The organism is Actinoplanes hulinensis (assembly GCF_019429605.1).
GTDB classification, from domain to species: Bacteria; Actinomycetota; Actinomycetes; order Mycobacteriales; family Micromonosporaceae; genus Actinoplanes; species Actinoplanes campanulatus.
Genome location: NZ_JAHXZI010000012.1, coordinates 73,752 through 97,118, shown reverse-complemented (window position 1 = coordinate 97,118; position 23,367 = coordinate 73,752). Strand labels below are relative to the sequence as shown.

Here is a 23,367-nt window from a genome sequence, read left to right as displayed (position 1 = left end):
GCTACCGGCGGCCCGCCAGCAGGGTCCGGTGCCACGCCACCGCGGCGTGGTCGGTGAGCGACGCGACCTGGTCGATCACCACGCGCAGTGCCGCGGCGTCGTCCGCGGCGGCCGCATGAAGCGGCCGGAAAAGCGGATCCAACCTCTCCGGGGTACGGGTGAGCGCGTCCACCAGCTCGGTCAGGACGGTCCGCTGCTGCTCGTACCAGCCCTCGCCCCGGGCACGCATCACGTAGCGCAGCGCCATGCCCTTGAGCAGCGCGCACTGGATCCGGACGGTACGCGGGACGATCAGGTCGGCGTCGTACCGGCGCAGCGGCCCGGTGCCGTGCCGGCTCTGCGTGGCGCCCACCGCCGAGGCGACGAACCGGCCGGTCAGCACGCTGGTCATCCGTTTGAGGGCGACCAGGGAGTGGTACCCGCCGTCGTAGCCGCAGACCTCCGCCACGGCCGGGTCGGCGAGCAGTTGCCCGAGGGCGGCGGCCAGCTCGCCGGGCGTCTCGGTGGAGTAGGTGGCGGCCACGTCGGCGCAGAGCGCGGCCCGCTCCCCCGGGTCGCGCAGCGTGTCCAGGTCGATGTAGCCGCCGTGCACCCCGTCCTCGACGTCGTGCACGGAGTAGGCGACGTCGTCGGCCCAGTCCATGACCTGCGCCTCCAGGCAGCGGCGCTCGTCGGCGCGCCCGTCGCGCAGCCACTCGAAGACCGGGCGGTCGTCGGCGTACACCCCGAACTTGCGGTAGCCGGGTTTGCGGAACCACGGGTACTTGGAGCAGGCGTCCAGGGTGGCCCGGGTCAGGTTGAGCCCGGCGCCGGGCTCCTTCGCCTCCAGACGGGTGATCACCCGAAGGGTCTGCGCGTTCCCCTCGAAGCCACCGCACGGTCCGGCGACCGCGTCCAGGGCGGCCTCGCCGTTGTGCCCGAAGGGCGGGTGCCCCAGGTCGTGGGCCAGGCCGGCGACGTCCACCACGTCCGGGTCGCAGCCCAGCCGGGCGCCCATCTCCCGGGAGATCTGGGCGACCTCCAGCGAGTGGGTGAGCCGGGTACGCAGGAAGTCGTCCGACCCGGCGGTGTGCACCTGGGTCTTCGCGGCGAGCCGGCGGAACGCGGCCGAGTGCAGCACCCGGGCACGGTCCCGCTGGTACGGCGTGCGACCGTACCCGCTGTCCTTGGCGGGCTCGGCTGCCCACCGCTGAGCGTCGGCGGCCGTCATGATCCCCACCCTAGGCCGGATGCCCGCCGGTTCAGGAGCTGAGCACGCAGAACTCGTTGCCCTCCGGGTCGGCCAGCACCACCCAGGGCACCTCCACCTGGCCGACGCCGACCGGGCGGGCGCCCATCCCGACGAGCCGCTCCACCTCGGCCGCCTGATCGTCCGGGCGCAGGTCGAGGTGCAGCCGGTTCTTGTTCCGTTTGACATCCGGATTCGTGCCGAACAGCAGTCCTGGCAGCTCATCGGGGGTGCGACGGATCTCCACCTCGTCCGGGGTCTCGTGGACGATCACGTAATCGAGCGCCTCGGCCCACCATCGGGCCAGTCGCGCCGGGTCCGCGCAGTCCACCACGACCTGCTCCCACCGACTGGGCATTCCGCCTCCCGGGATCGACAGATGGCGATCATGTTACGCGACCCGGTTGGGTGAACCGGGACGAAACAGCGCACCGCGCGTGCGACGACGTCACTCGATGATTGCCTCAGGATGACAATCCGTGATTCCTGGTTCACCGGCGACCGCATCGATGCGGCGCCTGCTCACCGAACTGGGCGAGTCCGGCCGGACCGGCGCGCTGCATGTCGGCGGCGTACCGGGTGGGGTGCTCTACCTGATCGCCGGCCGCATCTCGTACGCCGAGTCGCCCGCCTGCCCGGGCCTCGGCGAACGGCTGGTGTCGTCCGGCCGGCTCGCCCCACAGACCTGGCGGACCGTGTACGCGGAGGGCCGCGGCGGCCACCGGGTCGGCCGGGTGCTGCTGCGCGACGGCTGGCTCGGCCAGAACGAACTGTCCCTGCGAGTGGTGGCGGTCATCGCCGACGCCGCCCACGTACTGCTGCAACAGGCCGACGCGCCGGCCCGCTTCGTACCCGGCGAGCGGCACTGGCTGGGCGAGGTACCCGGCGTGGACCTCGGCTCGCCGGGCCATCTCACCGCGGCCCGGCTGCGTGCCGTGCCCGGTCCACGGCGGCCCCGGAAACGGGTCACCGCCACCGGACCATGACGCACAGAACGTGCGACTTGTAGTCGCACGGTCACCGGAGGATGGCCCACGGTGGCGGACGGGAAGGGTCTGACCGCCGACCGCAACGCTGAGGAGTGAAGTGCCCGGCGTCGACCACTGTCTACAGGAAGCCATGACGATCCCCGGCGCCGTCGGCGCCAGCATCGTCGACTACACCACGGGTTTCCCGGTCGCCACGACCGGAGCCGCGCCGAACGAGGACCACGAGGCCGCCGCCGCCGGAACGGCAGAGGTGGTCCAGGCCGCGAACAGCCGATCGCTGTTCGTCTCGGCCATACCGCACGACCTGTTGGAAGACCTGATCATCACCACCGCCGGGGGCTATCACCTCCTGCGAATGGTCCAGACCGAATTCGACAGCCGCCTGGTGCTCTACGTGTGGCTGGACCGGATCCGCGGCAACCTCGCCGTGGCCCGCCGGATGATGCAACGCCTGGCCGACGAACTGGTCACGGCCCGATGACCCGATCCACTGACCACGAAGGAGCGATCGGTGGCCCCGACGAAGACCGCCGCGCCCGGCGACCTGCTCACGCGGGTCGCCGAAGCACGGCAGACCGGAGCGCTGATGGTGGGTGGCCACCCCGGCGGCGCGGTCTACGTCTTCGAGGGCCGCGTCATCTACGCCGAGTCGCCGGCCGCGCCCGGGGTGGGCGAACTGCTCACCTCGTCCGGGCGGCTCGCCGGGCGGACCTGGCAGAGCGCGCTCGACCTGGGCACCTCGACCGCCCGGGTGGGCCGGCTGCTGGTCGAGCAGGGCCACCTCACCCAGGGCGAGCTGGAGTTGTGCGTGCTCGGCGCGACCTACGACGCGGCGTACTTCGCACTCTCCGCGGAGTCGGCGCCGGTCGAGTTCCTGCCCGGCGCCACCCACTGGCTGGGGGCGGTCGTGCACATCGACGCGGCCGCGGTCGGCCGGGAGGTGCTCCGCCGGGTCCACCTGCTCGACGGGATCTTCCCGAACCGGCTGATCGACGTGGAGCCGGTCAGCCCGGTCACCCGGCCACCCCGGGAACGGGTGACGGTCACCGCCGCGCAGTGGGAGCTCCTGGTCCACGCCGACGGTCAGCGCACCCCGGCCGACCTGGCCCAACTGCTCGGCCGGGCCGGGTACGCGACCATCCAGGAGCTGCGCCGGATGGCCGCGGCCGGACTGATCGAGCTGCCCGAGACGCGAGCGGCCGACAGTCCCGAGTTCGTCCGGCTGCCGCACCCACGGGGGGCCTCGGCTCCGGTGGACCGGACCACTCCGGCCGTACCGGTGATCTCTGGGATGAAAGGCCCGGAACCCACGGCCCGGCACCCGCCCCCGAACAGCGACCCCTCATCGGCCTCCGTGGCCGTGGAAAGCCCCACCGCGACGAACCGGCCACCTCGCCTGGCCCGCCGGAAACCCGGCGCGAAGCTGCCGAAGGAACTGGCCACCGATAGCCCGCCGGTGCACCAGGGCACCGACGAGGTCCTGCTCAAGCGCATACGCACCGCACTGAGGGCACTGCGGTGACGCGCGCACCCCCGACCAGCCGAAGGAGCGAGGAGAGGATGACGGTGGATCCGGCGGTACTCGAGGAACTCGGCCGCCTGCGCACCAGGGTGCCGGAGTTGTCCGGCAGCGTGCTCGCCACCGCGGACGGGCTGGTCGTCGCGCACGACTCGCACGGCATCGAACCGGACACCCTCGCGGCCCTGGCCGCGGCCCACCTCGCTCTGGCCCGGCGCTTCGCGCACGCGGTCAATCACGGTGAGCTGCGGGAATCCGTGGTGGAGTGCGACGGCGGCTACATCACCTCGTACACCGCGGGGCCCAACGCCCTGCTCACCGTGGTCACCTCGGGTGACGCGAACCTCGCCATGGTCCATCTCGAGGCGCGGCGGTGCGTACGCCGGCTGATCCGCATCCTCGCCCTGGACACCGCGCCGCAACTGCGGCCGGAGATCCCCACACAGGCCGGCCCATCCACTCCGCTGGCCCGGCGGACCCCGATGGCCACCCTGCCGAACAACGTCGCCCGGCGCCGCCAGGCGACCGGCTGACCGTTACACAACCCATCCCACCGCAACGGAGGAACGAATCCCATGCCCGACATGGACACCGCACTCAAGGAAATCATGGAGATCGACGGCTGCATCGGCGTCGCGCTCGTGGACCACACCAGCGGCATGGCCCTGGGCACTCTGGGCGGCGGGAAGGACCTCGACCTGACGGTCGCCGCCGCGGGCAACACCGACGTGGTACGCGCGAAACTGCGCGCCATGGAGATGCTGAACCTCTCCGAGAAGATCGAGGACATCCTGATCACACTGGATACGCAGTACCACATGATCCGGCCACTCACGAGCCGCTCCGGGAAGGGCCTCTTCCTCTACGTGGCACTGCGGCGCGACCGGGCGAACCTCGCGATGTCCCGGCATCAGCTGCGCCGCATCGAGAACGACCTCGACGTCTGAGGCCACGAGGCGTGATCGCCACCCCTGGCGGGGAGGGCCGGCACCGCCCTCCCCGCCCCCGCGGCGATCCGTGAACAAGGTTTCCGGGACGTCAACCCTTGCCGTCGGATCGACGCGCGTGCATCCTGTTTTGCAGCGCTGCAAAGGGTGTGCCAGCACCCTGCGCCTCCGTCTGTGAGGACCCGTGAAAATACTCGGTGCTCTGCTCGCCGCCACCCTTCTGATCACGTCACCGGTTGTGCCCGCCCAGGCCGCGGCACGGACGAACCCCGACCCCGTCGCCCACGACCCCACCCTGATCAAACAGGGCCGCTACTACTACGAGATCATCACCGGGGACAGCGGCACCCGGACCTACCTGCCGATCCGCCGCTCCACCGACCTGATCAACTGGACCTACGTCGACACCGTGTTCGACACCCCGCCGGCCTGGGTGGTCGAGGAGCTCGGGGTCACCCCGGCCGACTTCTGGGCGCCGGACATCAACTACTTCGACGGCGAGTACCACCTGTACTACGCGGCCTCGTCGTTCGGCACCAACAACTCGGTGATCGGCCTGGCCACCACCAGGTCCCTGGCGGACCCGCGCTGGGTGGACCGGGGCATGGTGATGCGCACGACCAGCGGCGTGGAGAACGTCAACGCCATCGACCCGGACGTCAGCTTCGACCGGGCCGGCAACGCCTACCTGTCGTACGGCTCGTTCTGGGACGGGCTGCGGATGCGGCGCCTGGACGTCCGGACCGGCCTGCTGTCCACCACGGACACCACCGAGTACCGGATCGCCTCCCGCAACGGCATGGCGATCGAGGGCCCGTCGGTGACCTACCACGGCGGCTGGTACTACCTGTTCGTCAGCTTCGACTTCTGCTGCCGGGGCGTGAACAGCGACTACCGGGTGATGGTCGGCCGGTCCCGGGAGATCACCGGCCCGTATGTGGACTCCGACGGCGTGGCCCTCACCGAGGGTGGCGGCTCGCAGATTCTGGCCGGCTACAACGGCTTCGCCGGCCCGGGCCACGGCGACGTCTACGGCGACCTGTTCGCCCACCACTACTACGACGGCGCGGACGACGGCGACCCGAAGGGCTCGATCCGCCGGATCCGGTGGGTCGACGGCTGGCCCCGGCTGTCCGACCCGCTCAGCGGCAACCGCGGCCACGGGCACGGGCCGGCGTACGTGCAACTGATCCACTCCGGCAGCGGCGCCGCCCTGGCGAACGCCACCTGCGGCTACGAGGGCGCCGACATCACCCTCGCCACCGCCGGCAGCCGCGACACCTGCCGGCAGTGGCAGCTCATCGACCGCGGCAACGGCTTCGTGAGCCTGACCAACCGCAGGAGCAACAAGGTGGCCGAGGTGGCCGCCTGCATCGACACCGACGGCGCCCGGGTGGCCCAGTGGGGCTGGCTGGCCAACGACTGCCAGCGGTTCCGGTTGGAGCCCACCACCGAGGGCTGGTCCCGGATCGTCAACCCGCTGGCCGGCCGGGCCCTCCAGCCCGCCGGATGCGGCGGGGCGGGGTCCGCGGTGCAGACCTTCATCGCCGGTGACTGCCCGGACTTCCGGATCCAGCCGGTCGGTGACGTGCTGCTCACCGACCTGGACAACACCCGGCTGATCGGCAGGAGCTGGCGGTTCACCCACACGACTGACGGCTGGTACCGGATCACCGGCTCGTTCAGCCGAAAGGCGCTCGGCGGCACCCGGTGGCGCATCGAGGCCTTGGTCACAGGCGGCTATCGTCTGACCGGACAGAACGGGCAGATACGGGAGGTTCTGCTGCTGACTCCGTGACCGTCCGGCCGCTCGGCGGTCACGGCGCCGGGGTCCTGGCCGGGAACCAGGACCCCGGCAACTACCATTCCCTCCCATGGCGGCCCGGGACATCATCGAGGCGGTACGGTCCGGGGCACTCGATCACGAGGACGCGCTGGACGTGCTGACCGGCGCCCCGTCCATCGAGGTGGACGCGGCGCTGACAGGAGCATTGAGCAGCGAGTTCAGCCGTCTCTTCGGCAACGGCTGGCAGCCGGCTGAACTGCACCGCGCGGTCGCCCGGCGCGGCAACCCGATCCAGGCCCGGCTGGTCGCCGACGCGGCCCGGGACTACGCCCGCGGGAAGAGCCCGGTCGACGAGCGCTGGCAGGCACAGGCGGACGCCCTGCGCACCCCCGAGAGCCGCCGGCCGGACCGGATCGCGGTTCTCGACGCCTCGCTGGCCCTGCTCGCCGAACTGCGGCGGATGCCCCGCATCGACATCCTGATCCCGCCGCCCGGCACTCCCCTGACAGCCGTGCCGCACCACGGTGACCAGCGCATCCTCGACCGGGTCCGGGCGCTGCTGGCCAAGGCGGAGGCCACCGACTTCCCGGCCGAGGCGGAGTCGTACAGCGCCAAGGCCCAGGAGCTGATCACCCGCTACCGGATCGAGGTGGTCGCCGCCCCGGCGGTGGACGTGACGCCGTTCGCCCGCCGGATCGGGGTGGACCACCCGTACGAGACCGAGAAGGCCGGCCTGCTCGACGCCGTGGCGCAGGCCAACACCTGCCGCACGGTCTGGTCGCCGGAACTGGGGTTCAGCACCATCTTCGGGTTCGACGCCGACATCGACGCGGTCGAGCTGCTCTACACGTCACTGCTGGTCCAGGCGAACCGGGCGATGGTCCGGGACGAGAAGAACGTCCGCAAGGCCCGGCTGAAGGCGTTCAAACGGTCGTTCCTGGTCGCGTACGGCGTACGCATCGGAGAACGGCTGCGGCAGGTCACCGAGCGTGAGATGACCGGCCACGGTGATCTGCTCCCGGTCCTGCGCCGCCGCGAGGTGCAGGTGAACGAGGCGATGGACCGGGCGTTCCCGCGCACGGTCCGGGCCCGTGGCAGCCGCGTGGAGAGCCTGGAGGGCTGGGAGTCCGGCCGGGCCGCCGCCGACGAGGCCGAACTGCGCTGACGCGCCCGCCCGCGCCTGGATTCTTCGCGATCGTGGACGATCCGCCCCCCGCGACCGGGGCGGAGGGGGCCCGCTCGCGGGAGCCCGGCGCGCCAGCGGTGCTTCCGGGGGGTGGGGGCCCCCCCCCCCCCCGCCGCGGGGGGGGCAGCCCCCACGATCGCGAAAGCCGGGCGCGACAGCGCGGGACGGTCAGCCGCCGGACTCGTCGGTCTCGGCGCCCTCGGGGACGGTCTCGTCGTCGCGGCTGTCCAGCCAACCGTGCGGCAGGGAGACCTTGCCGGGCGCGTTGACCCGGCCACGCGGCTGGCCCAGCGCGTCGGCCGGGAACGGCACCGACGGGTCCAGCCTGGCGAGCAGGTCGTCCAGCTCGGTCAGCGACGAGATCATCGCCAGGCTGCGGCGCAGGTCACCGCCGACCGGGAAACCCTTGAGATACCAGGCCACGTGCTTACGGAAGTCGGCGCAGCCGTGCCGCTCGTCCTCCAGTGCCTCGACCAGTAGCTGGGCGTGCCGGGAGATGATCTTCGCGACCTCACCGAGGGTGGGCAGCACCGGCTGGTAGTTCGCGCCCTGGGTGAAGGCGGCCTCCAGATCGGCGAAGAGCCACGGACGGCCCAGGCAGCCACGGCCCACCACCACGCCGTCGCAGCCGGTGTGCTCCACCATGCGCAGCGCGTCCGAGCCCTCCCAGATGTCGCCGTTGCCCAGCACCGGCACGTCCAGCGCCTGCTTCAGGGTGGCGATGGCGTCCCAGTCGGCCTGACCCGAGTAGCGCTGCTCGGCGGTGCGGGCGTGCAGGGCGACCGCCGCCACGCCGGCCTCCTGCGCGGCGAGGCCGGCTTCGACGTACGTCAGATGGTCGTCGTCGATGCCCTTGCGCATCTTGATGGTGACCGGGATGCCGAAAGGCTTGGCCGCCGCGACCGCCTGGCTGACGATCCGCCCGAAGAGCCGCCGCCGCCAGGGCAGGGCCGAGCCGCCGCCGCGCCGGGTGACCTTGGGCACCGGGCAGCCGAAGTTGAGGTCGATGTGATCGGCGAGGTTGTCCTCGCCGACCATCCGCACGGCGGCCGCCGTCACGTCCGGGTCCACGCCGTAGAGCTGGAGGCTGCGGAAACCCTCGTCCTCGGCGAACGCGATCATCTTGAGCGTCTTGGGGATCCGCTCCACCAGGGCCCGGGTGGTGATCATCTCGCAGACGTAGACACCGCCGCCCTGCTCCCGGCAGAGCCGCCGGAACGCCACGTTGGTGATGCCCGCCATCGGCGCGAGCACGACGGGCGGGTTGACGGCATGGTCGCCGAGGATGAGCGGTGCAATCACGGGGTCTAGGGTGACACGCCATGCCCGGCGACCTCGAATCGGCCGCTCGCCTAGTTGGGGCTCTCCCGGCCGATCAACGTCTCCAGCATCCCGATGATCTGCTGCACCCCACCATGCACGGTGTCGACCTTGCCTTCCAAGGTGTCGACCATCTCCTCCAGGTGCAACAGCTGGCTGGTGTGTTGCTCAAGCAGCATGGTGTGCTGGTTGAGGGTCTCGGTGTGCTGGTTGAGGGTCTCGGTGTGCTGGTTGAGGGTCTCGGTGTGCTGGTTGAGGGTCTCGGTGTGCTGGTTGAGGGTCTCGGTGTGCTGGGCCAGCGTCATGGTGTGTTCGGATTGAGTCTCCGCCAGGGCTTTCAGAAGCTTGTCCTGGCCCCGCAGCTTCTCGCCGATGTCACTCAGATCTTGATCTTGGCTGGCACGGAGTCGCTCCTGCTCGTCCATACGCTCCTCCAAGTCGGTCAAACGCTCTTCCACGGTAGGCAACACAGGCTCCAGGGGTGAAGGGTAGGCCGGTGAACGGACCGGCGCCGTACTTTCACCACCACGCTATTGTCACTGAGCAACCCGTCGCAAGTCACCTGGAAGGGTGACAACGGCCGGGCCCTCTGGCAGAGTCTGTGGCATGGAGAACGGTGCGCAGAGCCCACGGCGGCTGATCGCGGTCTTCGAGTCCCCGGTGTCGGAGATGCTGTTCCGCTTCGGGGTGGAGCTGGGCTTCCAGACCGTGCTGGTGGAGCCGGACCCGACCCGGCTGGGCGGCACGCCCCGGCCACACGGTGACACCTACGTGAGCGATCTGTCGGCGGCGGCGCCGGACGAACACACCGACATCCTGCTGACCGACCATCACCGGCCGGAGATCGGCGCCCTGCTCAGGGAGGCGCTGGACGGGAAGGCGCGCTGGATCGGCATCCTGGGCAACCCACGGCACGAGGGCCCGCATGTGGTGGCGCTGCGCGAGCTGGGCGTGCCGGAGGACGAGATCGGGCGGGTGCACCGCCCGGTCGGGCTGAACATCGGCTCGCGGACCCCGGCCGAGATCGCCGTGGCGACCCTGGCCGGGTTGATCGCGGACCGGAACAGCCGACCGGGCGGCTTCGAGTTCTAGATCCGGTGGATCAGCAACCCGGCAGGCGCTTGATCAGGTAGTCCTCGATCTGGTCGAGGGAGACCCGCTCCTGCTTCATGGTGTCGCGGTCGCGGACCGTCACCGCGTTGTCGGCAAGGGTGTCGAAGTCGACCGTGACGCAGAACGGGGTGCCGATCTCGTCCTGGCGACGGTAACGGCGGCCGATCGCCTGCGAGTCGTCGAACTCGACGATCCAGCGCTTGCGCAGGTCCGCGGCGAGCCCCTTGGCCTTCGGCGAGAGCTCCGGGTTGCGCGACAGCGGCAGGACGGCGACCTTGACCGGCGCGAGCCGCGGGTCGAACCGCATGACCGTGCGCTTGTCGACGCCGCCCTTGGTGTTCGGGGCCTCGTCCTCGTCGTACGCCTCGAGCAGGAACGCCAGCACCGCGCGGGTCAGACCGGCGGCCGGCTCGATGACGTAGGGCACCCAGCGCTCGCCCTTCTCCTGGTCGAAGAAGGACAGGTCGACCCCGGAGTGCTTCGAGTGCGTCGACAGGTCGAAGTCGGTGCGGTTGGCGATGCCCTCGAGCTCGGCGAACTCGGTGCCGCCGAACTGGAAGCGGTACTCGATGTCGACGGTCCGCTTCGAGTAGTGCGAGAGCTTCTCCTTGGGGTGCTCGTAGAAGCGCAGGTTGCTCTCGGACAGGCCCAGGTCGCGGTACCAGTTCCAGCGCTGCTGGAGCCAGTACTCGTGCCACTCCTCGTCGCTGCCGGGCGCGACGAAGAACTCCATCTCCATCTGCTCGAACTCACGCGTACGGAAGATGAAGTTGCCCGGGGTGATCTCGTTGCGGAAGCTCTTGCCGATCTGCGCGATGCCGAACGGCGGCTTCTTGCGGGCCGCCGTGGCCACGTTGTTGTAGTTGACGAAGATGCCCTGGGCGGTCTCCGGGCGCAGGTAGTGCAGGCCCTCGGTGCTCTCGGTCGGGCCGAGGTAGGTCTTCATCAGGCCGTTGAACATCTTCGGCTCGGTGAAGGTGCCCTTGTTGCCGCAGTTCGGGCAGTTCAGCTCCTGGAGGGAAGCCGGCAGCTTGCCGTTCTTGGCCTCGAACGCCTCTTCCAGGTGGTCGGCCCGGAAGCGCTTGTGGCAGGACTGGCACTCGGTCAGCGGGTCGACGAACGCGTCGAGGTGACCGGAGGCCGCCCAGACGTCGCGGGCGAGGATGACCGCGGAGTCCAGGCCGACGATGTCGTCGCGCTGCTGGACCATGGTCTTCCACCACTGCCGGCGGACGTTCTCCTTCAGCTCCACGCCGAGCGGACCGTAGTCCCAGGCCGAGCGGGTTCCTCCGTAGATCTCGCTGGAGGGGAAGACGAAGCCCCGGCGCTTGGCCAGGCTGACGACGCTGTCGATACGGTCGGCAGGCATGTGCGGTTTCCTCCTACGCCGGCTGGGTGTCGGCGGGGAAATTCGTAAAGGACTGGACGAAAAGCGAGGTTACTCCCCGAGGTCGCACACCTCTAACTTGCCCGTCTCCTTGTTCTGCCCGAGGAGGGCCTCCTGCCGCGCCGAGCCGCCGTCGGGGTAGAGCAGGTCGACCGGCACGACGATCCGCACGCCGAGGGCCAGCTCGCCCAGCCGGTACGAGGAGAACGGCTCGCTGGCCGACATCCGGGCGACGTAGTCGGACTGGCTCTCACCGTCCTGTGCCTGCTGGCAGAGCTGTTGGTAGGCCCCGTCGAAGTCACGGTCCTGGAGATCGTCGAGGTAACGGCTGACGACCACCTCGGCCTGCTCGTCGAGCGCGTTGCCGAACGCGGTGAGGAACCCGCCGGCGGCCACCACTCCCGCGCCGCAGATCAGCACCAGGATGCCCGCGGTGATCCCCAGGCTCGTCCCGATCCGCTTGCCCCTGCCCTCGACCGGAGGCGCCGGGAACGGCGGGTGCACGCCCGGGCCCGGTGGTGGAGGTGGAACGAGGCTCATGTCCACAGCCTAGTGTTCAGCGCCAGGGTTCGGCCGCCCGGTCGCTCGCCGTGATCACCACGTCCTCGCCCGGGGCGGCCTCGGCCAGGGTCTCGAAGGCGGACGGCTCGTCGAGGGAGAGCGCGAGCAGCGGTGTGGCGGACACCTTCACGTCGAACGCCCCGAGCGCCCGCCGGTAGGCTCCGACCGACTCCCATTCGGTGACCAGGATCCACCCGGCCGGGTCCTCCAGGGCCCGGGTGAGGCGGCCGGAACGGTAACCAGGCGTGCGCGCGAGGGCGGCGAGGGCGGCGTGCGCCTGTTCCCGGAAGACGTCCTGCGTTTCCGGGGGGACCGAGAAGCGGTTGAGCACCAGCATGTGACGAGGGTACGCACGCGCGACAGGAGCCACTGTGACACCGTCCTTCCTCCACCGGCTGGCCCGGGTGAACCCGACCACGGCCTTCATCGGCGCTCTCGTCCTGCTGCTGGCCGGGCTCTTCCTGCCCGGGATCGTGGGCGCCCTGCTGCTGGGCGTGCTGGCGGCCGGCCTGGCCGTGCTGACCTTCACCACCTGGCCGGTGCAGTCGGGGATCACCAGGGCCGTGCGGCTCGTCCTGCTGAGCGTTCTGGTGGCCGCCGTGGTGGCGAAAGCCCTGTGAAACCATGCGGCTTTGACAATCATTGTCATTATCGACCACAGTTGCCGTCATGATGCGCCGCCTGATTCCCGCCGTAGCCCTGCTGACCGCGCTGAGCGCGCTGACCGGGTGCGGAGGGGGCTCGGCCAACGGTGACGACGGCAAGCTCTCCGTCGTGACCGCCTTCTACCCGCTCCAGTTCATCAGCGAGCGGGTCGGCGGCGACGCGGTCCGGGTGTCGACCCTCACCAAGCCGGGCGCCGAGCCGCACGACGTGGAGCTGAACGCCGGCCAGGTCGGCCAGGTCGCCGACGCCGGCCTGATCGTCTACCTGAGCGGCTTCCAGCCCGCCGTGGACGACGCGGTGAAGCAGAACGGCGGGGACCGCGGTTTCGACGCGGCGGGCACGGTGCAGCCGCTCACCGCCGAGGAGGCGGACGCCCACGCCGAGGAGGAGCACGGCGCCAACGACCCGCACGTCTGGCTGGACCCGGAGCGGCTCGCCACCATCGCCGACAAGCTGGCCGAGCGGCTCGGCAAGGCGGACCCGGCGCACGCCGCCGACTTCACCGGCCGGGCCGCCGCGCTGCGCACCGAGCTGACCGCTCTGGACGGCGAGTTCAAGACCGGCCTGGCCAACTGCGCCCGGCGTGAGCTGGTGACCAGCCACACCGCGTTCGCGTACCTGGCCGACCGTTACGATCTGACCCAGATCGGCATCACCGGCATAGACCCGGAGACCGAGCCGTCCCCGCAGCGGCTGGCCGAGGTGGCCGCCGAGGCCAAGGAGCACGGCACCACCACGATCTTCTTCGAGACGCTGGTCAGCAGCAAGGTCGCCGAGACGATCGCCCGTGAGGCCGGCGCGCAGACCGCCGTTCTCGACCCGATCGAGGGTCTGACCGACGACAGCGCGGACTATTTCTCGGCGATGCGTGCCAACCTGACCGCATTGAAGCTCGGCCTGGAGTGTTCATGAGCGTTGTCGAGGTCAGGCATCTCGCGGTCGGCTACGACGGGCGCGAGGTGCTGCGTGACGTCTCGCTGAGCGTGGCGGCCGGCGACGTCGTCGCGGTCCTCGGCGCCAACGGGTCGGGAAAGTCGACCCTGATCCGGACGATCCTCGGCCTGGTCCCGCTGCGCCGCGGCGAGATCGACCTGTTCGGGGTCGCGCAGCGCCGGTTCCGGCACTGGGAGCGGATCGGGTATGTGCCGCAGCGGCTCGGCGCCGGCAGCGGCGTGCCGGCCACCGTCGGCGAGGTGGTCGCGTCCGGCCGGCTGGCCCGGCGCGGCGTCTTCCGCTTCCCCGGGTCGAAGGACAAGGCCGCGGTACGGGAGGCGCTGACCGCCGTCGGCCTCCTGGACCGGATCGGTGACCCGGTGACGACCCTGTCCGGCGGTCAACAGCAGCGGACGCTGATCGCCCGGGCGCTGGCCGGCGAACCGGACCTGCTGGTGCTGGACGAGCCGAACGCCGGCGTCGACGCGGCCAGCCAGGAGGCGTTCGCCGCGGCGCTGACCCGGTTCGCCGGCGCCGGCGGCACGATCCTGCTGGTCCTGCACGAGCTGGGCCCGCTGCGGCCGCTGATCGGGCGGACCGTGGTGGTGCACGACGGGCGGATCGCGTACGAGGGGGCGCCCCCCGAACCGGCCGGGCACCACGCCGAGCCCGGTCACGAGCACGTGCACCCGCACGCCGACGAGGCCAAGCCGGCCATCTGCGAGTGGGCGCCCACCGAGGGGACGAAGGCGTACTGATGGACCTGCTCACCCTCCCCTTCATGCAGTACGCCCTGGTGGCCGCCGTGATCATCGGCCTGGCCGCCCCGTCGCTCGGCATCTACCTGGTGCAGCGCCGCCTCTCGCTGATCGGGGACGGGATCGGCCATGTGGCGCTCACCGGTGTCGGCGTGGGCCTGCTCACCGGCAACTCGCCGGTGCTGACCGCGGTGCTGGTGGCGACGGCCGGCGCGGTCGGGGTGGAGCTGATCCGGGAGCGCGGCCGCACCTCCGGCGACCTGGCGCTGGCCATGCTCTTCTACGGCGGCATCGCGGGCGGGGTGCTGCTGGTCGGCCTCTCCGACGGCGCCGGCAACAGCAACCTGATGCAGTACCTGTTCGGGTCGCTGCTCACCACCTCGCCGGAGGATCTCGCGCTGATCGGCGGGCTCGGCGCCGCGGTGCTGGCCGCCATGCTGGTGTTCCGCCCGGCGCTCTTCGCGCTCTGCAACGACGAGGAGTACGCGCGGGTCAGCGGCCTGCCGGTACGCACCCTCAACCTGCTGCTCGCGGTGACCACCGCGGTGACCGTGACGATCGCCATGCGTACCGTCGGCCTGTTGCTGGTGTCCGCCCTGATGGTGGTGCCGGTCGCCGCCGCCCAGCAGGTCACCCGCGGATTCCGCAGCACCATGACGCTGGCCATGCTGATCGGCGTGCTGGCCGCGGTGGCGGGCATCCTGCTCTCCGCCGAGGTGAACACCGCGCCCGGCGCGACGATCGTGCTGCTGGCCCTGGCCGCGTTCGTGGCCACCGCCGTGGGCGGCGCCCTGGCCCGCCGGTTCCGGCGCGGACGCGAGCGCCCGCCGGCCGCCACGGAGCCACCCGATGTCGTCCTGCATGTCTGACGACACGCTCCCTGTACCGTTGTCGCAACGATGACGACCACCGGTTACGAGGCGTACGAGTCCGCGGGGGCGCTGTTGCGCGCGCTCTCCGCACCGATCCGTGTAGCCATCGTGGTCGAGCTGGGCGTGGGCGAGCGCTGCGTGCACGATCTGGTGGAGAAGCTCGGTGCGCCGCAGCCGCTGGTCTCCCAGCATCTTCGGGTGCTGCGGGGGGCCGGCGTGGTGCGGGGTGTGCGGCGTGGCCGGGAGATCGCATACTCCCTGGTGGACGAACACGTCGCCCACATCGTCACCGACGCCGTGAGTCACGCCAGGGAGAGCCGACAGTGAACGCCGAGAGCACTATCCGCAACACCCGGCAGCGCAGCGCCGTCAGCGCCGTCCTCGCCGAGACCGAGGGCTTCCACAGCGCACAGGATCTGCACGCGATGTTGCGCGAGCGGGGCGAGCGGGTCGGGCTCACCACGGTCTACCGGACGTTGCAGGGCCTGGCCGACGCCGGCGAGATCGACGTCATGCGCCCGCCGGGTGGGGAGCACCTCTACCGGCGGTGCAGCCAGGGGCACCACCATCATCTGGTGTGCCGGTCGTGCGGGCGGACGGTCGAGGTGGCCGGCCCGGCGGTGGAGTCCTGGGCCGACAAGGTGGCCGGCCAGCACGGCTTCGTCGACGTCTCGCACACGATGGAGATCTTCGGCACGTGCCCGGAGTGCGCCGCGAAAAGCTGAGTGCGACGCTTCCGGTGTGAAGCCCTATGCGGACCGATTCCCCGTCGCTCTTCGCCAACTGGTCACCGACGTCCTCGTGGTGCTCTGGGTCTATCTGTGGATCCGGGTGGCACTGTGGATCAACGACGTGGTCGAGAGACTCGCCGTGCCCGGGCAGAAGCTGGAGAGCGCCGGCAGCGGCATCGCCGACAACCTGGCCGACGCGTCCGGCAAGGTGGGCCGGGTGCCGGTCGTCGGTGACGATCTGACCAGGCCGTTCACCGGCGCCGCGGACGCCGCGCGGGCGATCGCCGACGCCGGTCACGAGCAGCAGGAGATCGTCGGACGGCTGGCGCTGATCCTGCCGCTGGTGGCGGTGGCCGTACCGTTGGCTCTGGTCCTGTTCCTGTGGCTGCCGCTGCGGCTGCGCTGGATGCGCCGGGCCGGGATCGCGGCCGCGGTCCGGGACGACGCGGCCGGCCGTGACCTGCTGGCGCTGCGCGCGCTGGCCGGCCGCCCACTCGGTGAGCTGACCAGGCTGGGCCCGGACATCGCACAGAGCTGGCGGGCCGGCGACGCGGCCGCCGTGGATGCCTTGGCCGAGCTGGAGCTGCGGTCGCTGGGCCTACGAGGACGCCGAGTCTGACTCGTCGCCCCACTCCCGGTGGGCGAACGGCAGGATGGCCCAGTAGGTCAAAAACCAGGCCCCGGTGACGACGGTCAGCGGGATGGCCCACATCCAGTTCAGCAGGTAGTCGGTGATCAGCAGGACGCTGCTGACCATCGAGACCAGCATGAAGGCCAGGCCGCCGGACGCCATCTTGTGGGCGTAGCGGACCAGTTCCGGTTTGCGGCCCTGCCGGAACAGGGCACGGTGGAACGCCACCGGCGAGATGATCATCGCGGTGGCGAAGGCCGCGCTGATCAGCGCGACGATGTAGGTGTCCTTCTGGAAGCCGGTGACCTTCGGGAACCCGCTGCTGAACGGCAGGGTCAGCAGGAACGCGAAGAGGATCTGCACTCCGGTCTGCGCGACCCTGAGTTCTTGGAGGAGATCGCCGAAGTTGCGATCCCAGCGCTGTTTCTCGGTCTCACGGGAGGTGTGGTGCGTATCGACCGCCATGTCGCGAGAGCGTTCCCCCGTGGGCTCGTGGTCAAACGCCGATCCGTGCCAGGACGGCGTCGGCGAGCTCGCGTGGCGCCTGTTCGGGCACCCAGTGGCTGACCCCGCGCATGGCCACCATCTGGTACTCGCCTCGCACCCAGTCCCGGGTCCGCAGCGCCGCGGTGAGCCCGACCACCCCGTCCTTGTCGCTCCAGACGTACGTGGTGGGCACGGTCACCACCCCGAGCCCGGAGTACTCCTCGCTGGCGATGGCCCGGTACCAGTTGAGCCCGCCGGTCAGCCGGCCCGGCTCACGCATCGCCGCCACGTACTGTTCGGCGCGCATCCCGATGGGGCGCAGCATGAGCCGCAGGGCGAGCGAGTGCCGGGCGGACAGCACCTTCTCGGCGATCGCGGAGCGGAACAACCCCATGTAGGCGAGCCGGGCCTGCTGGGAGGGCCGGACCCGGAGGGCGAGCAGCAGCGCCCGCGGGTGCGGCACGGAGATCGCGGTCAGGGTCCGGACCCGGTGCGGGTGGTGGACGGCCAGCTGCCAGCCCACCTGGGCGCCCCAGTCGTGGCCGACCACGTGGGCGCTCTCGATGCCGAGGGCGTCGAGGACGGCGATGGCGTCGTCGGTGACTTCCGACATCCGGTACGCCGAGACCGCCGTGGGCCGCGCGCCGGGCGAGTAGCCGCGCTGGTCCAGGGCGTAGGTCCGCAGCCCGGCCTCGTGCAGGCGGGGCAGGATCAGGTCGAACTCACGGGAGTCCTGCGGGAATCCATGGAGCAGGAGGACCGGATCGCCGTCCGAGGGTCCCCCCTCGTACACATCGAACGTCATGCCCCTGGCCTTGACCTCGATCACGTGATCACTACCTCCCTGTGCCGCGCTGCTACCAGGTGTTACGGTCATCGAAGCACATCCACCGAGGCCTTGCCCGCGAGAGCGGACGGGCTTCGATCCGACAGGGGAGCGCACAGCGCTGAGAGTGCGGGTGACCGCAGACCCTCGTACCTGATCTGGGTAATGCCAGCGCAGGAAGTTCGGTCCTCTCCAGCCGCGTCGCACCCGGGCGCCGCTGCCCGGGTCGCGGCGTGCGTCTCCTCCCGGTGTCCGCTGGGAGGCGTACATGAAAGACATCAACCCGAACCGGTGGCGCACGATAGACATCGTGATCGCCTCGGTGATCGCCGTGGCGTTCGGCGTCATCTTCTGGGCGTGGGGCAACCTCTGGGTGATCACCGAGGGCGCCTTCGCCTTCTTCCCCCCGTCCCAGACCGTGCTGTACGGCGTCTGGCTGATCCCGGCCGTGCTGGGCGGCCTGATCATCCGCAAGCCGGGCGCGGCGCTCTACACCGAGCTGGTGGCGGCGCTGGTGTCCGGGCTGCTCGGCAGCACCTGGGGCCTGACCGTCGTCTGGCAGGGCCTGGCGCAGGGTCTCGGCGCCGAGCTGGCGTTCGCGGCGTTCCGCTACCAGTCGTTCCGGATCGGCACCGCGCTGCTGGCCGGCACGCTGACCGGCGTGAGCGCGGCGATCTTCGACTTCTTCGTGTGGAACTCGGAGACCGCCCTCTGGTCCTACCGGATCCCGTACGCGCTGATCACCGTCCTGAGCGGCGCCGTGATCGCCGGCCTCGGCTCCTGGGCGCTGGTCCGGGCGCTGGCCCCGACCGGTGTGCTGGACCGGTTCGGAGCCGGCCGCGAGCGGGCAACGATCTGATTCATGAGTGAGGTTCGGCTTCGCGGCTTCGGGTGGCGGCACGCCGGGCGCCGCGCCTGGGCGGTCCGCGGGCTGGACCTGGAGATCCGGCACGGCGAGCGGGTGCTGCTGCTCGGTCCCTCCGGGGCCGGCAAGAGCACCCTGCTCGCCGCGCTCGCCGGTCTGCTGCCGGAGGACTCCGGCGAGTCCGAGGGCGCCATCGAGATCGACGGGCTGGACCCGCGCAAGGCCCGCGAGCGGGTCGGCATCGTCTTCCAGGACCCGCAGACCCAGCTCGTGATGGCCCGCAGCGGCGACGACGTGGCGTTCGGGCTGGAGAACCGGGGAGTACCGGCCGGCGAGATCTGGCCACGGGTGTCCGACGTACTGGATCGCGTCGGTTTCCCGTACCCCGTCAACCGGTCCACCGCCGCGCTCTCCGGCGGTGAGGCGCAACGTCTCGCCCTGGCCGGGGTCCTGGCCCTGCGGCCCGGGCTGCTGCTGCTGGACGAGCCGACCGCCAACCTCGACCCGGCGGGCGCCGGGCTGATCCGGGACGCGGTGGCCCGAACCGCCGACCCCTCGACCACGCTGATCATCGTGGAACACCGGGTGGCCGAGGCCCTTCCGCTGGTCGACCGGGTCGTGGTCCTGGAGCCGGGCGGTGGCGTGCGCGCCGACGGCACGCCCGAGCTGATCTTCGCCGCCTACGGCGACAAACTCGCCGGCGAGGGCGTCTGGGTGCCAGGCTTCAGCACGCCGCCGATCAAGGCCGCCACAAAACCGGCAGACGATCTGGTACGCGTGACGCGCGCCGAAGTCACGAAACGCCTCCCACCCGTCTCGCTGTCCGCCGCGGCGGGCGAGGTGGTGGCCGTGACCGGGCCCAACGGCGCCGGCAAGTCCACGCTGGCGCTGCTGCTCGGCGGCCTGCTGGCGCCGACGTCCGGCCGGGTCGAGGCGTTCGGGGACCGCCGCCCGCCGCACCGCTGGCGGGCCGCCACCCTGACCGGGCGGATCGGGTCGGTCTTCCAGAACCCGGAGCACCAGTTCGTCACCGGGCGGGTCGCCGACGAACTGGCGCTCGGCCCGCGCCGGCTGGGCCGCACCCCGGAGCAGATCCGCCGCACCGTCGACGACCTGCTGGACCGGCTGCGGTTGACCCGGCTCGCGGAGGCGAACCCGTACACCCTCTCCGGCGGTGAGGCCCGCCGGCTCAGCGTGGCCACGGCGCTGGCCACCGCGCCCCGGCTGCTGGTGCTCGACGAACCCACCTTCGGCCAGGACCGCCGCACCTGGCGGGAACTGGTCGAGCTGCTGGCCGGGCTGCGCGACGACGGTCACGGGGTGGTCGCCGTCACGCATGATGACGCTTTCGTCCGTACCCTCGCTGATCGAACCGTGCCCCTCGGGGAGCCGGCGCCGGACCCGCTGCCGCGGAGGTCTCGTCCGTGAGCCTGTCCGTGGAGCCGATCGCCGATCCCGCCGCGCCGCTGGCCCGCCGCAACCCGGTCGCCAAGCTGGGCGCCGCGCTGTTGTTCACGCTGCCGCTGATCCTGTCCGTCGACCCGTTCACCCCGTCCGCGGCCCTGGTCGTGGAGCTGCTCGTGCTGCCGTTCTTCGGCATCCGGATGCGGCTGCTGGCCCGCCGGCTTGCTCCGCTGCTGCTCACCGCGGGCGGGATCCTGGTCACCATGGTCCTGTTCGCCGGGGAGCGGACCGGGGCCACCGTGGCGTCGCTCGGGCCGTTCGACGTCACCACCGGCGTGCTGGCCACCGCGGGCGCGCTGGTCCTGCGGATCTTCGCGATCGCGCTGCCCGGCATCGTCGTCTTCGCCACCACCGACCCGACCGACCTGGCCGACGCGCTGGTGCAGAACGCGAAGGCCCCGGCCCGGTTCGCGATCGGGGCGCTCGCCGCGTTCCGGCTCGTGCCGCTGCTCGGTCAGGAATGGCGGGCGCTCACCCTGGCCCGGCGCGCGCGCGGGGTGGACGCCGGGCGCAACCCGCTGGCCAAACTGCGGCTCTTCGGGTCGACGGCGTTCGCGCTGCTGGTGGGGGCGCTGCGGCGCGGGGTGCGGCTGGCGGTGGCGATGGACGCGCGCGGGTTCGACGCCGGCGTCCCGCGTACCCACGCGCGGGTGCAGCACTTCACCGCGCCCGACGCCGTCCTGCTGGCCGCCGCCCTCCTGACCGGTCTCGCGATCCTCACCCTCACGCTGGCACTGGGCTACTTCAACCCGATCATCGGCTGACCGTTCGCCGGGCGGCCACGGGATCGGCAACGGGCGCTGTCCTCTTCGGACGAGAGTGTCCGCCACGTGCCGCCGACCCCACGATCGCCGTGGGCTTCGAGGGGCGCCCGGCCACCAGGCCGCCGGCATCCCCGCCCCGAACGGCCGAGCGCGGGCCGGGCAGCGACTTCGACGCCGACGGGAGGTACGACGACCCGGTCTACAACGGCTCGATCAACACCCAGGCCGGCGACAACGGGCCCCCGGCGGCGGGTGGCCGGCTGATCCCGTTCGAGACCCGCGACCCCACTCCCCGCTGCGCCGACCACTGATCGCAGAGCGGGACGGGACGTGTGCGATGCCCGGCCACGCCGGGGCTACCCCTACTGTGGGTCGCATGTCTCGTCCCCCTTTGCGACAGCTCCTGGCCGAGGCCCGCAGTGGCGTCCTGGTGTTCAGCATCACCCCACCGCGGAGCCACGCCACCGAGGACCGGATCAGCGAGATCGCCGAGGTCACCCTGAAGCGGCTCGGCGCGCTCGACCTCGACGGCCTGATCCTGTACGACATCGACGACGAGTCCGACCGGAACCCGGACGAGCGGCCCTTCCCGTACCTGCCGACCCTCGACCCGGCGCGCTACTACAGCCGGCATCTGGCCGCCGGCTGGCGGGAGCCGGTGATCATCTACCGCTGTGTCGGCAAGTACCCCGAGGACGAGCTGCGGGGCTGGCTGGCCGGCGCCGGCGACCAGATGCTGACCGTCTTCGTGGGCGCCTCCTCGGGCGGCAAGCCGGTGCACACCGGTCTGCGCCGGGCCCAGGAGCTACGCAACGAGGTCCGCCCCGACCTGCCGCTCGGTGCCGTCGTGATCGGTGAGCGCCGCGACGAGCACCTGCGCATGCTGGCCAAGCAGGAGCTGGGCGTCGGCTTCTTCGTGACCCAGGTGATCTACCACCTGAACGACACGAAGAACCTGCTCAGCGACTACTACCTGGAGTGCCGCGAGCGCGGCGTCGACCCCCGGACGGTGATCTTCACGCTGTCGCTGTGCGGCTCGATGAAGACCCTGGAGTTCGTCCGCTGGCTCGGTGTGGACGTGCCTCGCTGGCTGGAGAACGCGATCCGCCACTCGCCCGACCCGCTCGCCGAGTCCTACCGGCAGTGCATGCTGATCGCCCGCGATCTGATCGACTTCTGCGAGCACCTGGGCATCCCCTACGGCTTCAACATCGAGAGCGTCTCGATCCGCAAGGCCGAGATCGAGGCCACCACCGAGCTGGCCACCGAGGTCGCGGCCCTCCTCGACCGTCAGCGCTGATCAATCTCGGCCAGCTCCTCGGCGGTGAGCCTGATCCCACCGGCGGCAACGTTCTCCTCCAGGTGAGCGACGTCGCCGGTGCCCGGAATCGCCAGCACATGCGGCCCCTGATGCAGCGTCCAGGCGAGCCGCACCTGATGCCCGGTGAGCCCGCGCCTCCGCGCGATCCGCCACTCCGCCCCGTCGGCCCCCGCCGTCGCACCGCCCTCCCGCCCCGGCCCGGTCTCTGGCTTCGGCCCGGTCTCCCGCTTCGGCCCGGTCTCCCGCTTCGGCCCGGTCTCCCGCTTCGGCCCGGCGATCGCGAAGAACGGGACGAAGGCGATCCCACGCGCGCCGCACTCACGCAGCAGATCCTCGTGCTGCCGGAGATCCGCGGCGAAGGCGTTCTGCACGCACGCCACCGGCGCGATCCGCTGAGCTTCGTCGAGCTGCTCGACGCCGACGTTGGAGATCCCGAGATTGCGGATCAACCCTTCCGCACGCATCTCGGCCAGCGCTCCGAACCGCTCCGCGAACCTCTCCCGATCCCGCACGATCCGCAGATTGACCAGGTCGAGCGCCTCCACACCGAGCCGCCGCAGATTCTCCTCCACCTGCCGGCGCAACTGCTCCGCGGTGAGAGCCTCACCCCAGCCACCATCGGCCCGCGGGTCCGGCCCCACCTTCGTGACGATCATCAAACCTTCCGGGTACGGCGTGAGCGCACCCCGGATCAACTCGGCCGCAAACCGAACCGGCCCGTCCTCCCCGTCGAGAATCCCGCCCGGCGAGAAGTAGAACGCCGCCGTGTCGATGTGATCGACCCCGAGCTCAACGGCCCGGCGCAGCACCCGAACAGCCCGCTCCCGATCGGCCCGCACGGTGAGCCGCATCGACCCGAACCCCATCCGATTGACGAACGTGTCCCCGAGCTTCCACCGCCCGGCCACTGACGCATCGATTCGCTCCACTGTCACCCGGCGAAGCTACGCCCCGCCCCGGCCCCCCGAACTCGGCCGCGCTCCCGATACCGGCGAATCGCCATCCCTGATAGTT

General features: G+C 71.2%; 30 protein-coding genes and 1 riboswitch. Of the genes, 20 read left to right on the top strand and 10 right to left on the bottom strand.

The annotated features are described in order from the left end of the window. Position 1: 1 nt before the first annotated feature. Both KZ829_RS23065 and KZ829_RS23060 read right to left on the bottom strand, forming a co-directional pair. Positions 2–1,210: a deoxyguanosinetriphosphate triphosphohydrolase gene (locus tag KZ829_RS23065; protein ID WP_220146005.1), complete on the bottom strand. Its 1,209-nt coding sequence runs from the start codon at positions 1,208–1,210 to the stop codon at positions 2–4. Positions 1,211–1,241: 31 nt separating this feature from the next. Beyond that, positions 1,242–1,586, bottom strand: a complete 345-nt coding sequence (locus tag KZ829_RS23060; protein WP_220146004.1) for a VOC family protein — start codon at positions 1,584–1,586, stop codon at positions 1,242–1,244. 121 nt (positions 1,587–1,707) lie between these two features. On the opposite strand from KZ829_RS23060, the gene KZ829_RS23055 reads away from it, so the two are divergent. The 7 genes from KZ829_RS23055 (at position 1,708) to KZ829_RS23025 (ending at position 7,634) form a co-directional block, all read left to right on the top strand. Then, complete coding sequence (locus tag KZ829_RS23055) at positions 1,708–2,214, top strand: DUF4388 domain-containing protein (protein WP_183226242.1); 507 nt, start codon at positions 1,708–1,710, stop codon at positions 2,212–2,214. 133 nt (positions 2,215–2,347) lie between these two features. Beyond that, the gene (locus KZ829_RS23050; protein ID WP_221246226.1) at positions 2,348–2,698 is read left to right on the top strand and encodes a roadblock/LC7 domain-containing protein; all 351 of its coding nucleotides are present in this window, start codon (positions 2,348–2,350) and stop codon (positions 2,696–2,698) included. Positions 2,699–2,728: 30 nt separating this feature from the next. Continuing rightward, a complete protein-coding gene (locus tag KZ829_RS23045; RefSeq protein WP_220146003.1) occupies positions 2,729–3,739 on the top strand; it encodes a DUF4388 domain-containing protein in 1,011 nt (336 codons plus the stop codon). A 38-nt stretch (positions 3,740–3,777) separates the two neighbouring features. Further along, the gene (locus KZ829_RS23040; protein ID WP_188121466.1) at positions 3,778–4,269 is read left to right on the top strand and encodes a roadblock/LC7 domain-containing protein; all 492 of its coding nucleotides are present in this window, start codon (positions 3,778–3,780) and stop codon (positions 4,267–4,269) included. Positions 4,270–4,311: 42 nt separating this feature from the next. Then, a complete protein-coding gene (locus KZ829_RS23035) occupies positions 4,312–4,683 on the top strand; it encodes a hypothetical protein (RefSeq protein WP_043526192.1) in 372 nt (123 codons plus the stop codon). A gap of 184 nt (positions 4,684–4,867) precedes the next feature. Then, on the top strand, positions 4,868–6,481 hold the full coding sequence (locus tag KZ829_RS23030) for a family 43 glycosylhydrolase (RefSeq protein ID WP_220146002.1): 1,614 nt from the start codon (positions 4,868–4,870) through the stop codon (positions 6,479–6,481). A 76-nt stretch (positions 6,482–6,557) separates the two neighbouring features. Continuing rightward, complete coding sequence (locus tag KZ829_RS23025; RefSeq protein WP_220146001.1) at positions 6,558–7,634, top strand: DUF2786 domain-containing protein; 1,077 nt, start codon at positions 6,558–6,560, stop codon at positions 7,632–7,634. 189 nt (positions 7,635–7,823) lie between these two features. Here KZ829_RS23025 and dusB read toward each other — a convergent pair whose 3' ends face one another. Together dusB and KZ829_RS23015 are read right to left on the bottom strand one after the other, a co-directional pair. Continuing rightward, positions 7,824–8,957 (bottom strand): tRNA dihydrouridine synthase DusB, encoded by a 1,134-nt coding sequence (gene dusB / locus KZ829_RS23020; protein ID WP_220146000.1) that lies wholly within the window; start codon positions 8,955–8,957, stop codon positions 7,824–7,826. A gap of 50 nt (positions 8,958–9,007) precedes the next feature. Continuing rightward, the gene (locus KZ829_RS23015; RefSeq protein WP_220145999.1) at positions 9,008–9,400 is read right to left on the bottom strand and encodes a hypothetical protein; all 393 of its coding nucleotides are present in this window, start codon (positions 9,398–9,400) and stop codon (positions 9,008–9,010) included. A 181-nt stretch (positions 9,401–9,581) separates the two neighbouring features. On the opposite strand from KZ829_RS23015, the gene KZ829_RS23010 reads away from it, so the two are divergent. After that, a complete protein-coding gene (locus tag KZ829_RS23010; RefSeq protein ID WP_220145998.1) occupies positions 9,582–10,067 on the top strand; it encodes an XdhC family protein in 486 nt (161 codons plus the stop codon). Positions 10,068–10,077: 10 nt separating this feature from the next. Here KZ829_RS23010 and KZ829_RS23005 read toward each other — a convergent pair whose 3' ends face one another. The 3 genes from KZ829_RS23005 to KZ829_RS22995 all read right to left on the bottom strand — a co-directional run bounded on the left by KZ829_RS23005 (position 10,078) and on the right by KZ829_RS22995 (position 12,373). Beyond that, complete coding sequence (locus tag KZ829_RS23005; protein ID WP_220145997.1) at positions 10,078–11,457, bottom strand: glycine--tRNA ligase; 1,380 nt, start codon at positions 11,455–11,457, stop codon at positions 10,078–10,080. A 69-nt stretch (positions 11,458–11,526) separates the two neighbouring features. Beyond that, positions 11,527–12,015 carry a hypothetical protein gene (locus tag KZ829_RS23000; protein ID WP_220145996.1) on the bottom strand — a complete coding sequence of 163 codons (489 nt, stop codon included), beginning with the start codon at positions 12,013–12,015 and terminating at the stop codon, positions 11,527–11,529. 16 nt (positions 12,016–12,031) lie between these two features. After that, positions 12,032–12,373, bottom strand: coding sequence for an antibiotic biosynthesis monooxygenase family protein (locus KZ829_RS22995; protein ID WP_183226232.1), 342 nt, complete (start codon positions 12,371–12,373; stop codon positions 12,032–12,034). 34 nt (positions 12,374–12,407) lie between these two features. Between KZ829_RS22995 and KZ829_RS22990 the strand changes: the two genes are divergently transcribed. The 7 genes from KZ829_RS22990 to KZ829_RS22960 are packed head-to-tail and all read left to right on the top strand — an operon-like array spanning position 12,408 to position 16,615. Beyond that, a complete protein-coding gene (locus KZ829_RS22990; protein WP_220145995.1) occupies positions 12,408–12,656 on the top strand; it encodes a DUF6703 family protein in 249 nt (82 codons plus the stop codon). Positions 12,657–12,705: 49 nt separating this feature from the next. Continuing rightward, the gene (locus tag KZ829_RS22985; protein ID WP_220145994.1) at positions 12,706–13,614 is read left to right on the top strand and encodes a metal ABC transporter substrate-binding protein; all 909 of its coding nucleotides are present in this window, start codon (positions 12,706–12,708) and stop codon (positions 13,612–13,614) included. Continuing rightward, positions 13,611–14,393, top strand: a complete 783-nt coding sequence (locus KZ829_RS22980) for a metal ABC transporter ATP-binding protein (RefSeq protein WP_220145993.1) — start codon at positions 13,611–13,613, stop codon at positions 14,391–14,393. The genes KZ829_RS22985 and KZ829_RS22980 overlap by 4 nt, the downstream gene beginning before the upstream one ends. Further along, positions 14,393–15,262 carry a metal ABC transporter permease gene (locus tag KZ829_RS22975; protein WP_220145992.1) on the top strand — a complete coding sequence of 290 codons (870 nt, stop codon included), beginning with the start codon at positions 14,393–14,395 and terminating at the stop codon, positions 15,260–15,262. The genes KZ829_RS22980 and KZ829_RS22975 overlap by 1 nt, the downstream gene beginning before the upstream one ends. Before the next feature lie 30 nt (positions 15,263–15,292). Continuing rightward, positions 15,293–15,592 carry an ArsR/SmtB family transcription factor gene (locus KZ829_RS22970; RefSeq protein ID WP_183226227.1) on the top strand — a complete coding sequence of 100 codons (300 nt, stop codon included), beginning with the start codon at positions 15,293–15,295 and terminating at the stop codon, positions 15,590–15,592. Then, complete coding sequence (locus tag KZ829_RS22965; protein ID WP_183226226.1) at positions 15,589–15,990, top strand: Fur family transcriptional regulator; 402 nt, start codon at positions 15,589–15,591, stop codon at positions 15,988–15,990. The genes KZ829_RS22970 and KZ829_RS22965 overlap by 4 nt, the downstream gene beginning before the upstream one ends. 16 nt (positions 15,991–16,006) lie before the next feature. After that, the gene (locus KZ829_RS22960) at positions 16,007–16,615 is read left to right on the top strand and encodes a hypothetical protein (protein WP_220145991.1); all 609 of its coding nucleotides are present in this window, start codon (positions 16,007–16,009) and stop codon (positions 16,613–16,615) included. On the opposite strand, the gene KZ829_RS22955 is transcribed toward KZ829_RS22960, so the two are convergent. Together KZ829_RS22955 and KZ829_RS22950 are read right to left on the bottom strand one after the other, a co-directional pair. After that, on the bottom strand, positions 16,595–17,092 hold the full coding sequence (locus tag KZ829_RS22955; RefSeq protein ID WP_220145990.1) for a DUF6328 family protein: 498 nt from the start codon (positions 17,090–17,092) through the stop codon (positions 16,595–16,597). The genes KZ829_RS22960 and KZ829_RS22955 overlap by 21 nt on opposite strands. A gap of 31 nt (positions 17,093–17,123) precedes the next feature. Beyond that, the gene (locus KZ829_RS22950) at positions 17,124–17,939 is read right to left on the bottom strand and encodes an alpha/beta fold hydrolase (protein ID WP_220146174.1); all 816 of its coding nucleotides are present in this window, start codon (positions 17,937–17,939) and stop codon (positions 17,124–17,126) included. Positions 17,940–18,034: 95 nt separating this feature from the next. Continuing rightward, positions 18,035–18,137: riboswitch (TPP riboswitch) on the top strand. Between the two features lie 70 nt (positions 18,138–18,207). Between KZ829_RS22950 and KZ829_RS22945 the strand changes: the two genes are divergently transcribed. The 5 genes from KZ829_RS22945 to KZ829_RS22925 all read left to right on the top strand — a co-directional run bounded on the left by KZ829_RS22945 (position 18,208) and on the right by KZ829_RS22925 (position 22,332). Continuing rightward, positions 18,208–18,798: an ECF transporter S component gene (locus tag KZ829_RS22945; RefSeq protein ID WP_220145989.1), complete on the top strand. Its 591-nt coding sequence runs from the start codon at positions 18,208–18,210 to the stop codon at positions 18,796–18,798. Between the two features lie 3 nt (positions 18,799–18,801). Continuing rightward, the gene (locus KZ829_RS22940; protein ID WP_220145988.1) at positions 18,802–20,232 is read left to right on the top strand and encodes an ABC transporter ATP-binding protein; all 1,431 of its coding nucleotides are present in this window, start codon (positions 18,802–18,804) and stop codon (positions 20,230–20,232) included. Further along, a complete protein-coding gene (locus KZ829_RS22935; protein ID WP_220145987.1) occupies positions 20,229–21,032 on the top strand; it encodes an energy-coupling factor transporter transmembrane component T family protein in 804 nt (267 codons plus the stop codon). Before KZ829_RS22940 ends, KZ829_RS22935 begins: the two co-directional genes overlap by 4 nt. Before the next feature lie 89 nt (positions 21,033–21,121). Continuing rightward, positions 21,122–21,343, top strand: a complete 222-nt coding sequence (locus KZ829_RS22930; protein ID WP_220146189.1) for a hypothetical protein — start codon at positions 21,122–21,124, stop codon at positions 21,341–21,343. Between the two features lie 65 nt (positions 21,344–21,408). Continuing rightward, positions 21,409–22,332 carry a 5,10-methylenetetrahydrofolate reductase gene (locus KZ829_RS22925; protein WP_220145986.1) on the top strand — a complete coding sequence of 308 codons (924 nt, stop codon included), beginning with the start codon at positions 21,409–21,411 and terminating at the stop codon, positions 22,330–22,332. On the opposite strand, the gene KZ829_RS22920 is transcribed toward KZ829_RS22925, so the two are convergent. After that, a complete protein-coding gene (locus KZ829_RS22920; RefSeq protein WP_308285628.1) occupies positions 22,323–23,288 on the bottom strand; it encodes an aldo/keto reductase in 966 nt (321 codons plus the stop codon). The genes KZ829_RS22925 and KZ829_RS22920 overlap by 10 nt on opposite strands. Positions 23,289–23,367 lie beyond the last annotated feature (79 nt).

Bases quoted from the DNA above. Each gene is read 5' to 3' on its own strand.
- KZ829_RS22985 (WP_220145994.1), top strand. From the start codon at position 12,706: ATGATGCGCCGCCTGATTCCCGCCGTAGCCCTGCTGACCGCGCTGAGC.
- KZ829_RS22955 (WP_220145990.1), bottom strand. From the start codon at position 17,092: ATGGCGGTCGATACGCACCACACCTCCCGTGAGACCGAGAAACAGCGC.
- KZ829_RS23040 (WP_188121466.1), top strand. From the start codon at position 3,778: ATGACGGTGGATCCGGCGGTACTCGAGGAACTCGGCCGCCTGCGCACC.
- KZ829_RS23010 (WP_220145998.1), top strand. From the start codon at position 9,582: ATGGAGAACGGTGCGCAGAGCCCACGGCGGCTGATCGCGGTCTTCGAG.
- KZ829_RS22975 (WP_220145992.1), top strand. From the start codon at position 14,393: ATGGACCTGCTCACCCTCCCCTTCATGCAGTACGCCCTGGTGGCCGCC.
- KZ829_RS22970 (WP_183226227.1), top strand. From the start codon at position 15,293: ATGACGACCACCGGTTACGAGGCGTACGAGTCCGCGGGGGCGCTGTTG.
- KZ829_RS23065 (WP_220146005.1), bottom strand. From the start codon at position 1,210: ATGACGGCCGCCGACGCTCAGCGGTGGGCAGCCGAGCCCGCCAAGGAC.
- KZ829_RS23025 (WP_220146001.1), top strand. From the start codon at position 6,558: ATGGCGGCCCGGGACATCATCGAGGCGGTACGGTCCGGGGCACTCGAT.
- KZ829_RS23035 (WP_043526192.1), top strand. From the start codon at position 4,312: ATGCCCGACATGGACACCGCACTCAAGGAAATCATGGAGATCGACGGC.
- KZ829_RS22925 (WP_220145986.1), top strand. From the start codon at position 21,409: ATGTCTCGTCCCCCTTTGCGACAGCTCCTGGCCGAGGCCCGCAGTGGC.
- KZ829_RS23000 (WP_220145996.1), bottom strand. From the start codon at position 12,015: ATGAGCCTCGTTCCACCTCCACCACCGGGCCCGGGCGTGCACCCGCCG.
- KZ829_RS22980 (WP_220145993.1), top strand. From the start codon at position 13,611: ATGAGCGTTGTCGAGGTCAGGCATCTCGCGGTCGGCTACGACGGGCGC.
- KZ829_RS22995 (WP_183226232.1), bottom strand. From the start codon at position 12,373: ATGCTGGTGCTCAACCGCTTCTCGGTCCCCCCGGAAACGCAGGACGTC.
- KZ829_RS23050 (WP_221246226.1), top strand. From the start codon at position 2,348: ATGACGATCCCCGGCGCCGTCGGCGCCAGCATCGTCGACTACACCACG.
- KZ829_RS23015 (WP_220145999.1), bottom strand. From the start codon at position 9,400: ATGGACGAGCAGGAGCGACTCCGTGCCAGCCAAGATCAAGATCTGAGT.
- KZ829_RS23005 (WP_220145997.1), bottom strand. From the start codon at position 11,457: ATGCCTGCCGACCGTATCGACAGCGTCGTCAGCCTGGCCAAGCGCCGG.
- KZ829_RS23060 (WP_220146004.1), bottom strand. From the start codon at position 1,586: ATGCCCAGTCGGTGGGAGCAGGTCGTGGTGGACTGCGCGGACCCGGCG.
- KZ829_RS22940 (WP_220145988.1), top strand. From the start codon at position 18,802: ATGAGTGAGGTTCGGCTTCGCGGCTTCGGGTGGCGGCACGCCGGGCGC.
- KZ829_RS22945 (WP_220145989.1), top strand. From the start codon at position 18,208: ATGAAAGACATCAACCCGAACCGGTGGCGCACGATAGACATCGTGATC.